The following is a 12,251-nucleotide window of genomic DNA, read 5'->3' on the forward strand; positions in this document are numbered from 1 at the left end:
CTATCTTGCCTTTAAGAAAGGCTTACCATTTGCAGCCGGTACTCTTGTACTTCCTACTACAAATACAAGTGCAAGAATTGTTACTACATATGGAATCATTGAAACTAAATTCGGTGAAACAGCATTACCTGCTCCAAGCAGTGCCTTTATACCGTTACAAAGTCCGAAAAGTAAACATGCCTTAAATGCTCCCTGCGGCTTAAACTTACCGAAGATTACCGCCGCAATCGCAATAAATCCCTGCCCTACTATTACTGCAGGTCTGAACTGACTTACAGTTGCAAGTGTAACGAATGCTCCTCCAAGTCCTGCAAGAAATCCAGAAAGTATAACACAGATATATCTTGTCAGATATACATTAACTCCAAGAGTTGCACAAGCCTGAGGATGCTCACCTACAGCCCTAAGATGCATTCCGAACTTTGTTTTATAGAATACAAACCACACTACCAAAACTAAAATAAAACTTAAATATGCCACTGAATAAGTGGAAAAAACATTATAGCCGAATGAGCCTGACTTAAACACACCTTCAAACATCTTCGGAAGCTTTGCGGCTGTATCAAGTGCAGGTGAATCGGATGAATTGTCAAATATCGCCTTACATAAAAACACTGCAAGTCCCGGCCCTATAAAGTTTATTGCGGTACCTGATATAGTCTGGTCCGCTCCGAACTGTATACATGCAATTGCATGTATAACTCCCAGAACGGCGCCGCTAAGTCCGCCTGCAAAAAATCCTAACCATCCGTTTCCGCTAAAATATGCCACACATGCACCAATGAAGGCACCGATTGTCATCATACCTTCTATACCGATGTTTACCACACCGCTTCTCTCAGAAAAGCATGATCCCAGAGCCGCCAAAAGAAGAGGTGGTGTTGCTATCAATATTGCATTTATAAGAAGACCTAAATTCCTTATTAAAACGTCCATTATACCGCTCCCTTCTTTCCATGATTTAAGAATATATTTTTAAACAGGCTTGATATTGCTATAAACAAAATGATAATACCCATTATAATATCTACAACCTCTGCCGGAGCGTTTACCAAAGAGAGTTTACCGCCGCCGTATTTCATTGCACCGTAGAATATTCCGGCAAAAATACATGCAATAGGATTTGATGAAGCGATAAGCGCTACTGTAATACCTTGGAATCCGTATCCTTCCTGACCTGAGAACTGTGAAATTCTTCCGCTCATGCCCATAAGCTGTACGGCACCTCCTATACCTGCCAGTGCACCTGAAAATGCCATTGCCGTAAGGAATGATTTTCCTGTATCAATACCCGCATACTGTGCAGCCGTATTACTGAAACCTACAGCTCTAAGCTTAAACCCAAGCGTTGTTCTGTTTATAATAAACCATACAATTACGGCAAATATTATTGCAAGAATAAAACCGTAGTTTGTAGCTGACGCACCTGTAGCGGCTATAATTGATTTAGGAGCCAAAATTCTTGCTGTTTCCGCTATATCCTTTGTTGCCTCACCGCCACCGTCTTTATGGATAATACCAAGATTTACAACGAAGTTTGATAAATAGAAAGCTATCCAGTTAAACATAATATAGGATAAGACTTCATTTACACCTTTTTTGATCTTCAAAACTCCTACTATTGCTCCCCAGATACCGCCTGCAAGCGCAGCACCTATAAAGCAAAGCGGAACATGAATAATTGCAGGAGCCTTTATAAGTATACCTAAAACACAGGCTGTGAGTGAGCCTACTACAAATTGTCCCTCCGCACCTATATTAAAAACACCTGTTTTAAATGAAAATGCTACGCTGAGTCCTGTAAATATAAGAGGTGCCGCATAAATCAAACACCATACCATAAATTTCGGCTTACCGAAAACACCGTTGAATAGCTGTTTATACGCATCCAAAGGATTGATTTTTGCGATGCTTAAAAGTATGGCACCTACAATAAAGCCTATGACTATTGATATAAGAGTATAAAAAGCATTGCTTGAAAGTATACTGTTTTTCTTACTCATCCTTTTTTCCTCCCGCCATCAAAAGTCCAAGCTCCTTCTCATCGGCATCCTCGCCAAGAACTTCACCTGTTATCTGTCCGTCAAAAATTACCTCTATTCTGTCTGAAAGATTCATTATCTCATCAAGCTCAAAAGATACCAGCAATACCGCCTTATCTTTATTTCTTTGTTCCACCAGATACCTGTGAACAAACTCTATAGCTCCTACATCCAGACCTCTGGTAGGGTTTACCGCAATCAAAAGATCGGAGTCGTTTGTAACCTCTCTCGCAATTATAACTTTTTGCTGATTACCTCCGGATAATGTCTTTGCAGCTTTTTTCGCACTGTCATTCGGTCTTATATCAAACTTTTCTATAAGTTTTTTTGCATGAACTTCTATATTTTTATCATTTAATATTCCGCTCTTTGAGAAGGGCTCTTTTTCAAAGTTTTGCAAAATAAGATTTTCAGCAACTGTGAAATCCAGCACCAGACCATGTTTTTGTCTGTCTTCAGGTATACTTGTAATACCCATGTCAAAGCTCTGTCTCGGTGTAACATTAAAAGCATTTTTCCCAAGTATGGTTACGCTTCCCGACTCGGCTTTTTTAAGCCCTGTAAGTATCTCCACAAGTTCAGACTGTCCGTTTCCGTCAACACCTGCAATACCTACTATCTCACCTCTTCTTACATTAAGACTTAAAGACTTAAGAATATCTACCTTTCTATAGTCTTTGGCGCAGATATTTTTAACTTCAAGAACCACTTCTCCCGGCTCTCTTTTTTCTTTTTCAACTGTAAATGAAACATCTCTTCCTACCATCATGGCGGCAAGCTCACTTTCACTTGTTACTTTTACATCTACAGTATCTATATATTTTCCATGTCTGATGATAGTACAGGAATCCGCACAAGCCTTTATTTCTTTTAACTTATGTGTGATAAGAATTACAGATTTGCCGTCTTTTGTAAGACTCTTTATTATATCCATAAGCTCTACTATCTCCTGTGGAGTAAGTGAAGCTGTCGGCTCGTCAAGTATCAAAGTATTTGCACCTCTGTACAAAACTTTTATAATCTCTACTCTTTGTTGCATACCTACGGAAATATCTTCTATCTTTGCATCGGGGTCTACCGACAATCCGTATTTCTTTGAGAGTTCTACAATCTTTTCTCTTGACTTTTTCAAATCGAGAACAACACCTTTTGTATCTTCCATACCAAGCGCAATATTTTCGGTAACGGTAAACGGCGGTATCAACATGAAATGCTGATGCACCATTCCTATTCCCAAATCAATTGCTTTTTGTGGAGTACCTATAGCGGTTTCTTTTCCGTCAATAAATATTTTTCCTGATGTAGGATGGTATAAACCGTATAAAATATTCATAAGTGTAGATTTTCCGGCACCGTTCTCACCTAAAATTGCATGAACTTCCCCTTTTTTTACAGTGAGATTGATACCGTCATTAGCAACAAAGTCGCCAAATTTCTTGACTATGTCCTGCATCTTGACAGCTACGTCCATTTTTCCTCCTTACCCTATAAAAGCTTCGGATACCGCTTATGCTATATAAGCACAATATCCTTAAAGCCGTTTTTTTGTGCTATTTCTTTAGCCTCATTCATCTCTTCTTCAGTCGGCATTCTATAATTTCTGTATTCTTTTCTTACACCGTTTTCTCTATATGAAATAAGCTTATATCTTATATTTGACTTTACCAGGAAAGGAGCCAAAGCCGCAGATGTATCAAATACAGTCTTTCTAAAGTCAAATAATTCAGGTACTATTACAGTTCTTACTTCAAAGAGTTTACCTACCGATGCCAAAAACAACGCATTTTTTAACACGATATCATTTTTTACATCGGTTACATTTATATGCTCGTTTTTGTCATATGCCTTTATATCAAGCATTACTCCGTCTGTAACTTCCAAAAGCTTTGTATGCTTTTCAAAATCCACACTTCCGTTGCTGTCTATCAGTGTTCCGAGACTTTTTTCTTTGCATATGGTAAATACCTCCCTCATAAAATCCGGATAAAGCATACATTCACCGCCTGAAAACGTTATTCCTCTTATAAAAGGAACATTCTCACATATCTTTTCAAATGTCTGCTCTGAAGTAAGTCTAACTATTCTTGGTGTAGCACCATGTTTACAAATATTTATACAGGTATCACAGCCTATACATTTTTCAGGATAAAATACAACCTTACCGTTTTCATTTTTTAAAGCAGCGCTTGGGCACGGTTCTACACAGTCCATGCAATTAATGCAATGGTTTCTGGTTTCCGGATTGTGACAATATTTGCAATTAAAATTACAACCTTGCAAAAATATCGCAGTCCTGTTTCCCGGTCCGTCCACGCTGCTAAACGGTATTATCTTATTGATATCGGCACTGTACACTAACGTACTTTCCTCTCCAATATCTTACAATTGTGTTTTGCTCCCATTCCGAGAGCTGTAGTATCCTGAAGTACACTTTGACCCTTTTCAAGCTTATTTATTTCTGATTTTTTTACAAGATATCCTGTAATTCTTATTACATCCGAATCTGATGAATAGAATGAAAGATATCTGATATCTTCTTTCATCGCACCCTTTATAATATCAAGTACATATTCATGATTTTTATGTACTGTAAGGTCGATAGGGAAAATATCTCCTGTACCTGAAGGGAAATACTTGTGGAATTTCTTACAATGCTTCAAATGCTCTATAAGATCTTCAGGCTCCTCACCTATCGGAATTCTTGTTCCCGGTGATACATTGACATCTGTAGCAATTCCCACCTGTGCATGTAGGAGGAAATGACAATCGGATACTTCACAGTATTTATTAAAATGATTTTTATTAAACTCATCTATGATATCCATTATTTCCACAGCCAGCTTATCTGCAACTTCACTGTGTCCGTATCTTCCTTCAATACCTTCTTTCTCAAGAAGAATGTTTACAGCCTCTGCAAGACCTACCATACCGAACATTGCCGAGAATCTGTCTCTTTTTATAAATCCTTCTTTTGCAAGGAAATTGTTTTCAAAGAATCCGCTCTCTTCAACTTCGAACTTAATTCTTTCATCCATATATCTTGCCATAATATCCATTACATAAGGCAATGTATTTGTCTTGAAATCCTCTATATTCTTGGCTCTTTTTGCAATATTCTTTATAATCAATCTTGAAAGAGTATATGCACCTCCGCCAAGAGGCAGGCCGTTATAGCAACTTGCAATAACATATCTTTCACCAAACTCACTTGTAAACATCTTATGGTTTGCAAATGAAGGCTTTGCACTGTGAAGTGCGGTATTTATTCCCATAAGTGCAAACTCATCACTTGTAACATCAGGATCATACTTAAGTGTGATATTTGGAACCGCCTGCTCAAGCTCGGCCTCAACTTCAAGTATCAATCTTCCCGCCAAAGTGTCCTTAGGACCTATATTTGCATGTGAAAATGAATCCAAGATAGTTCTGTCCATATTGATAAAGAAAAGCTTTATCATCTTTTTTGCCAGATCTCTGTCTACATCATGTACAAAAGGCTCAAGCAATTCATCAAGTTGTCCCACATATACCGGAAAATTTGTTACACTCGGTACATGACGATAGAAAATCAATAATGAATTCAGTGCCTCATAAAGATCCTTTGGCGGATCAAGCTGAAGGAACTTACTTCCTTCCTTCATAAACTTTGCGTAATCAGGTATTATGTATCTCGGTCTCATAGGAGCATGTCCTTCAAACAGATCACATATACATTGACTTTCTATATCCGCATCAAGTAACTCGTCAAGTCCCTCCGGCTTATCCAAAACTTCAAGAAGTGAATCCGCATGGTTTGCCATAGTCGCCACTTTCTGCTCATGTGTGAGGCTTGCAGTCTTTACAGTCTCAAGCATTCTCTCTCTTATTTCATTTACCTTATCTAAACTGATATCTCTCATATTACTCCATTCTATAAGGGTATCCCCTTAAATATACCTACGAAATTCGTAGATATGTTTAAGGGGGCAGCTGATTGCTGCCCTTTAAAAAACCGATTAATTAATCCAATTCGTAGATATCACCATACTTAGCTTCAAAATCAGCCTTGTTGTTTGGAACCTTGATTTCTCCTGCTACAATCTTAGCCTTAACATCTTCAACTTCCTTAAGAAGTTCCTCTGAAAGGTTATCTGTTGTAGGTGCTATATCAACACCACCATCTTCCAATGTATAAGTCTTAACTCCGGCCTTATATTCACCGTCAAGAACAGCCTTTGCCTCATCATATACTGCATTATCAACTCTCTTCATAGCTGATGTAAGGATTGTCTTTGGAGCAACCTTTGACTGATCCGAGTCAACACCGATAGCCCAGATTCCTGCTTCCTTACATGCATCGATAACACCAAGTCCTGTACCGCCTGCCGCATGGAAAATAACGTCTGCATTGTTTGCTACCATATTGTTGGCCGCTGTCTTACCTGCACCTGTATCAGCAAAGCTGTTTACATTGTTCTGTAAGATATTTGCATCGGGATTGGCATCCTTAACACCTGCGAGGTATCCATATCCGAACTCGTTCATAACATCTGTAGCCATACCGATAACAAAACCTGCAGTATTTGTCTTTGTTGTCTTTCCTGCAATATATCCTACGAGATATGATGCCTGTGCCTGTTCAAACATAAGGCATGCAACATTGTCAAGCTCAATTGAAGCGTCATCTACAATTGCAAATTTCTTATCAGGATTTGCTTCAGCCTCTGTTCTTAGAGCATCTGCCAACTGGTATCCGATACAGATGATAAGATCGTAGTCATCATCAACCAATGTTTCGATATTTGGAATATAATCGGCATCTGTCTTTGACTCAAGATACTTTGCCTGTATTCCAAGCTCCTTTTGTGCTCTCTGAAGGCCTTCCCATGCAGACTGGTTAAATGATCCGTCATTTACACCGCCGACATCTGTTACCATACCGATTTTTAAATCTGTAGATGCCTTCTTCTCTTCAGCTGCACTACTCTTGTCACCTTCCTTGCTCTCCTGTGCCTTCTCAGTGCTCTCAGCCTTTGTGCTTTCAGTTGAACCTGAAGAACAAGCAACAAGTGAAAGTCCCATAAGAGCCGCCATACCGATAGCCAATAATCTTTTTTTCATTTTTTCCTCCTTAAAAACGAATATAAATATTATATTTGAATAACATTTTAAGTATATATCATAAATTATTTGTAATCAAGTTGTTATATTTAAATGTAATATTAAATAGATTTAATCTTTTAATCTGTTTATTTTAACTGCTCTTTTTTATCAGTATTCTGATAGCTTCAACAGCCGTCTCAATAGCTTTACTTGTATCATGTACCTGCTCATTGCTAAGGCCTGCCTTTGCTCTCTCCTGATTTGCAATTGCCAAAAATATCGATCCGACCTTTACACCAAGATATGATGCCACTGTAAACAATGCTGCAGACTCCATCTCTGAAGCCAATGTGCCAAGCCTTAGCCAAGCCTCCCATTTATTTACAAGTTCATAGCTTACAGGCTTGTTTTCAGGTTCATGCTGACCGTAGAATGCGTCCTTACACTGAACAACTCCGATATGTGATTTGAATTTCAATTTATCGGAAGCTTCCTTTAATGCGGTAATTATATCAAAATCAGCCACTGCAGGAAATTCTATAGGGGCATACTCTTTACTGGTACCTTCCATTCTTATAGCTCCGTTTGCAATTACCAAATCACCGCCACATACATCAAGCTTCATTCCGCCACATGTTCCCACTCTTATAAAAGTATCGGCACCGCATCTTACAAGCTCTTCAAGCGCTATAGCCGATGAAGGTCCTCCTATACCTGTTGAAGTTACTGAAACCTTTACACCGTCCAAATAGCCTGTATATGTTACAAACTCTCTGCTGTCCGCCACAAGTTTTGCATCATCAAAATATGCTGCAATCTTTTCACATCTTTTCGGATCTCCCGGAAGTATTACATACTTTCCCACATCACCCTTGCCGACGCCAATATGATATTGAACGCCTGCGCCTTCGGTATAATCAATCATCTACTTGTTCCTTTCAATGTTTTATAAAAACATTATATATTTAGAGCGGTTTTTTTACAATCTAAATTAATCAACAAAAAAGCCTATATCCGAAACAGATATAGACTTTAAATATTAGAATATTCTCCAAGCAACTATAAAGTTATTTCTCCACCAGCTTGACATACTGCTTCTCTTTACTCTACCTCTTGAAGATGAAGCATCTATTATCTCACCGCCGCCGGCAGCTATACCTACATGTCCTGAAACTACTACGATATCTCCTGCCTGTATATCTGAGAATGAACTTATTCTTGTATATCTTCCCGGATTTCTCCATCCCGAAGATGTAATATACGACTGACCTACTCCCATCTGCTTAAGAACCCAGTATACAAATCCCGAACAGTCAAATGAGTTTGATCCCTTTGCTCCCCATACATACGGACTTCCGATTTTTGATGAAGCAATACTTATCATATTTCCTACGCTGCCTGAGTATGAACCTCCGCCGCCTGAACTTCCTCCGCCTGATTTCTTGTCGGACTTTCCACCGTTTGAAGAATCATTTCTTGAAGGTCCGTTTGTATTTCCCGAACTCAACTTGGCAAAAGTCTGTGCTCCGGCTCTACCGTCTGCAGAAAGTCCGTTATTGCTTTGGAATCTCTTTAATGCCGATTCTGTAAGTTCTCCGAAATATCCTGTTGCATTTGATTCATTTAAATATCCGGCCTTAGCCAAAAGACTTTGAAGTCTTGCAACCTGCTCGTTTTCATCACCGAGTCTGAGACCGTTTGCCTTTGCTTCACTTGAAAGTATAACAGCTCTTGTAGAAGGTCCGAGGTACCCGTCCACTACAAGGTCATTCTTTGACTGGAATACTCTTACGGCAAGCTCTGTATCATTACCATATGTACCGTCAGGTCTTGTAGTAAGATAACCCAGCTCAAACAGTCTGTTTTGAATATTTTGTACCACTTCACTATGCTCTCCAAGTGAAAGTGTATTTGCCTTTATTTCATCCGAATATAAAAGGTTCATAGTCTCACTTCCGACCTTACCGTCTTCACTTAAAGAGTTTACCTGCTGAAGCTTTAATGCGGCTTCCTGCGTTTTCTCATCATATGTACCTGTAATCATATCTGCAGAAGCCAGATATCCAAGTTCATACAGACGATTCTGTATTCTTTTAACGTCCTCACCGACATCACCGAGCTTAGCCGCATAATGCTTTGCATTTTCGTCCATCAAAAGAGGTAATGTTGACGGTCCGATAATACCGTCCTGTGCAAGACCGTTTTGTCTTTGGAAAATCATTACGGCCGCCTTTGTAACCTCACCGAAGTAATTTGTAGGCTCATCATTGTCCATAAAGCCAAGCTGCATAAGTCTTTCCTGTACTTTTGCAATATATGAGTGCTGTACACCCTCTTCCAAAAGTTCAGGTCTCGGCTCCTCCGTTTCCACTTCAATCCCAAGTGAAGGAAATTCATTTCCGGCCTTCTCCATAGGCATTACCTGTGCCGCCGCAATCGGGGCCGCTGTAGTTGAACTCTCAACAGAAGCGGTCGTTTCGATAGCAACACTTCTTGCACTCTTTCCGGACATATTCACACCTATAATTGCCGCCAAAGCAACTACACCTATGACTCCTCCGGCCATTATCTTTTTACTTTTATCCATGTCCTGTATAGTTTCTACTCTATCTTTTACACTTCGTAAAAATTCATTCTTTTTTTTCTTGCTCATCTTCTCTTCCTTGTCAAAATTTATATGCTCTCTTTTAAATATCCTGCCAATTTTGCAAACTCCTCTAAAGTAAGGGCTTCACCTCTTATCTTTTCAGACTTTCCAAGCAATGACAAAGCGTGAATTATCTTCTCTTTTGAAAAATTAAGACCTTCAAAATTACCGAGTGAGTTTACCAAAGTTTTTCTTCTTTGATTAAACCCCGCACGAATAATTTGAAACATCAATTTATCATCAACCGCCTTGATAGGTTTCTCCTTGTAAATATCCAGACGTATAACACTTGATCCGACCTTAGGCCTTGGTATGAAGCAATTAGGCGGAACAAATGCTACGATATACGGATCCGAGTAATACTGCACAGCCAAAGACAATGCACCGTAATCCTTGCTTCCCGGCAATGCCTGCATTCTGTCGGCAACTTCCTTTTGTATCATAACTGTAATACTGTCTATATGAGTATGTGACTCTAGTACATTCATGATTATAGGAGTGGTGATATAGTACGGCAAATTTGCAACAATTCTTATATTCTCAAAGTCGCCGTATTTTTGCCTGCACTCCTCAATAAGCTTTTCCAAATCAACTTTTAGAAAATCAGCATTTATTATACTTATATTTTCATAATTTGCCAATGTCTCATTTAATATCGGCAATAAATTTTTATCAATCTCAACAGCAACAACCGCCTTTGCGGCATTTGCAAGGTATTGTGTCAATGCACCTATTCCGGGACCTATTTCAATAGCCAAATCATTTTTACCGAGCCCCGATGCCTGACATATCTTATCTAAAACATGTGTATCTATCAAAAAATTTTGTCCGAATTTCTTTTGAAAGTTGAAATCGTATTTTTTGATTATTTCTATAGTATTTGCCGGATTAGCAATATTTGTCATTTTAATCTCCGTCTCACTCTGTGTGAGTATAATGAAAACTCATTATTTCATCTTAGGATACAATTTTTTTGCATTCTCAAAAGACTTCTCTATAATAAAATCTTTTGACACTCCCTTTATCTCACTTAATTTATCTATAATGTAAGTCAAATTCAATGAAGAATTTCTTTTTCCTCTGTTCGGTACAGGGGATAAATACGGGCAATCCGTTTCAAGTACAAAATCATCAAAAGAAATCGCTTCTGCAGTTTCTTCAAGTTTTTTTGCATTCTTAAATGTAATCACACCGCCGATACCCAGTACATATCCGAGTTTAATAAATTCTCTTGCCATTTCTTTGCTATAAGAATAGCAATGTATAACTCCCTTTACACCTTTATATTCACTTAAGATATCAAAAGTATCTTTTGCCGCATCTCTTGAATGTATAACTACAGGCAAATCACACCTCTTTGCCAAGTCAAGCTGTGCTCTGAAGCACTTTTTTTGTATCTCTCTATCCGGCTCATCATAGTAATAGTCAAGTCCTATTTCTCCGATAGCCACTACCTTCTCATCAAAAGACATTTCTTCAAGTAAAGAAATATTTTTATCTGAGATTTCTTCTGCACAAGACGGGTGAATTCCTACTACAGCATAAACAAAAGGATATTCCTTTGCCAATGTGATACTGTTTCTTGAACTTTCCATTGAAGCACCGATATTTACAACTCTCTTTATACCCTTGTCTTCAAAGCTTTTTAAAAGTTCGTCCCTGTCTTCTTCAAATGCTTCATCATCATAATGAGCATGTGTATCTATTATATATAAATCTTCTTTTTTGTCCATGTAATATTTTCTTAAAATTTATGTAATATTTTTTATCGCAAAATTTTCTTAATTAAAACTAAAGCCAGCAGATGTACAGGGTAAAAGAAGTAGAACAAGTATTTCAGACTCTTACCCTTCTCACCATTGTACATATTCATCGGTATAAGACTGAATAATGCCGGCGGTTCAAATGAAAAAATAATTGCCGTAGCAACATTTTTATATACCGCTCTTTCTCTGAATAAATACATACATCCCACAGCCAAAGGTCCGATATACTCATAGTCGGACTTTATAAACCAAGCGGCAAAACATCCCATACCTACAAAAATCACGCTAAAATCCGGATACTTTTTTATTCCGCAAAGCATGATAACACATATAAGCAATGACCACATTACATTTTGATGCTGCATATTGAAAAAACCGCCCCAAAATGCCATATCAAAAGGTACTTCTGAAAGTATTGCAAATAATGTAAGTCTGATTATATATTTTTTTATGTTCTTTGTGTGAACAAATCCTTCAACAAGTAAAAAAAGATATATCGGAAAGGATACACGTCCTATCATCCTTGAAATATAGTACATCCTCATGGAAACCGCTATATTAAACATTAAAAAGATCAATCCGCTTGCTCCGATATGATCTATAAGCATAGTAACCATTGCTATATACTTCAGTATTGCTGAAGAAAAAAACTTTATTTTTATTTTTCCCAACACATTCACCTTTATGCGCTTTTAAAAATCGGGGAACGCAAAG

General features: G+C 38.2%; 11 protein-coding genes. All 11 read right to left on the bottom strand.

The genetic code is table 11. From position 1 onward, the window contains the following. The gene (locus EHV10_RS00110; protein WP_128672803.1) at positions 1-936 is read right to left on the bottom strand and encodes an ABC transporter permease; all 936 of its coding nucleotides are present in this window, start codon (positions 934-936) and stop codon (positions 1-3) included. After that, positions 936-2,003 carry an ABC transporter permease gene (locus tag EHV10_RS00115; RefSeq protein WP_128672805.1) on the bottom strand — a complete coding sequence of 356 codons (1,068 nt, stop codon included), beginning with the start codon at positions 2,001-2,003 and terminating at the stop codon, positions 936-938. The genes EHV10_RS00110 and EHV10_RS00115 overlap by 1 nt, the downstream gene beginning before the upstream one ends. Next, entirely contained in the window at positions 1,996-3,513 is a 1,518-nt protein-coding gene (locus EHV10_RS00120) for an ABC transporter ATP-binding protein (RefSeq protein ID WP_128672807.1), read from the bottom strand. The genes EHV10_RS00115 and EHV10_RS00120 overlap by 8 nt, the downstream gene beginning before the upstream one ends. 41 nt (positions 3,514-3,554) lie before the next feature. Further along, the gene (locus tag EHV10_RS00125) at positions 3,555-4,397 is read right to left on the bottom strand and encodes a YjjW family glycine radical enzyme activase (RefSeq protein WP_128672809.1); all 843 of its coding nucleotides are present in this window, start codon (positions 4,395-4,397) and stop codon (positions 3,555-3,557) included. Beyond that, positions 4,397-5,941: a YjjI family glycine radical enzyme gene (locus tag EHV10_RS00130; RefSeq protein WP_128672811.1), complete on the bottom strand. Its 1,545-nt coding sequence runs from the start codon at positions 5,939-5,941 to the stop codon at positions 4,397-4,399. Before EHV10_RS00130 ends, EHV10_RS00125 begins: the two co-directional genes overlap by 1 nt. Before the next feature lie 100 nt (positions 5,942-6,041). After that, positions 6,042-7,142: a BMP family lipoprotein gene (locus tag EHV10_RS00135; RefSeq protein WP_128672813.1), complete on the bottom strand. Its 1,101-nt coding sequence runs from the start codon at positions 7,140-7,142 to the stop codon at positions 6,042-6,044. 133 nt (positions 7,143-7,275) lie between these two features. After that, complete coding sequence (udp, locus tag EHV10_RS00140; RefSeq protein ID WP_128672815.1) at positions 7,276-8,049, bottom strand: uridine phosphorylase; 774 nt, start codon at positions 8,047-8,049, stop codon at positions 7,276-7,278. A 114-nt stretch (positions 8,050-8,163) separates the two neighbouring features. Then, positions 8,164-9,777, bottom strand: a complete 1,614-nt coding sequence (locus tag EHV10_RS00145; RefSeq protein ID WP_128672818.1) for a C40 family peptidase — start codon at positions 9,775-9,777, stop codon at positions 8,164-8,166. A 20-nt stretch (positions 9,778-9,797) separates the two neighbouring features. Further along, positions 9,798-10,676, bottom strand: a complete 879-nt coding sequence (gene rsmA, locus EHV10_RS00150; RefSeq protein WP_128672820.1) for a 16S rRNA (adenine(1518)-N(6)/adenine(1519)-N(6))-dimethyltransferase RsmA — start codon at positions 10,674-10,676, stop codon at positions 9,798-9,800. 42 nt (positions 10,677-10,718) lie between these two features. Beyond that, entirely contained in the window at positions 10,719-11,504 is a 786-nt protein-coding gene (locus EHV10_RS00155; protein ID WP_128672822.1) for a TatD family hydrolase, read from the bottom strand. A gap of 32 nt (positions 11,505-11,536) precedes the next feature. Continuing rightward, positions 11,537-12,211, bottom strand: coding sequence for a TraX family protein (locus tag EHV10_RS00160; RefSeq protein ID WP_243116025.1), 675 nt, complete (start codon positions 12,209-12,211; stop codon positions 11,537-11,539). Between the last annotated feature and the right edge of the window lie 40 nt (positions 12,212-12,251).

Origin of the sequence: Lachnoanaerobaculum gingivalis (assembly GCF_003862475.1) — a bacterium.
Classification (GTDB): domain Bacteria; phylum Bacillota; class Clostridia; order Lachnospirales; family Lachnospiraceae; genus Lachnoanaerobaculum; species Lachnoanaerobaculum gingivalis.

Coding starts and splice junctions, on each gene's coding strand:
- EHV10_RS00110 (WP_128672803.1), bottom strand. CDS start 936: ATGGACGTTTTAATAAGGAATTTAGGTCTTCTTATAAATGCAATATTG.
- EHV10_RS00115 (WP_128672805.1), bottom strand. CDS start 2,003: ATGAGTAAGAAAAACAGTATACTTTCAAGCAATGCTTTTTATACTCTT.
- EHV10_RS00120 (WP_128672807.1), bottom strand. CDS start 3,513: ATGGACGTAGCTGTCAAGATGCAGGACATAGTCAAGAAATTTGGCGAC.
- EHV10_RS00130 (WP_128672811.1), bottom strand. CDS start 5,941: ATGAGAGATATCAGTTTAGATAAGGTAAATGAAATAAGAGAGAGAATG.
- EHV10_RS00135 (WP_128672813.1), bottom strand. CDS start 7,142: ATGAAAAAAAGATTATTGGCTATCGGTATGGCGGCTCTTATGGGACTT.
- udp (WP_128672815.1), bottom strand. CDS start 8,049: ATGATTGATTATACCGAAGGCGCAGGCGTTCAATATCATATTGGCGTC.
- EHV10_RS00145 (WP_128672818.1), bottom strand. CDS start 9,777: ATGAGCAAGAAAAAAAAGAATGAATTTTTACGAAGTGTAAAAGATAGA.
- rsmA (WP_128672820.1), bottom strand. CDS start 10,676: ATGACAAATATTGCTAATCCGGCAAATACTATAGAAATAATCAAAAAA.
- EHV10_RS00155 (WP_128672822.1), bottom strand. CDS start 11,504: ATGGACAAAAAAGAAGATTTATATATAATAGATACACATGCTCATTAT.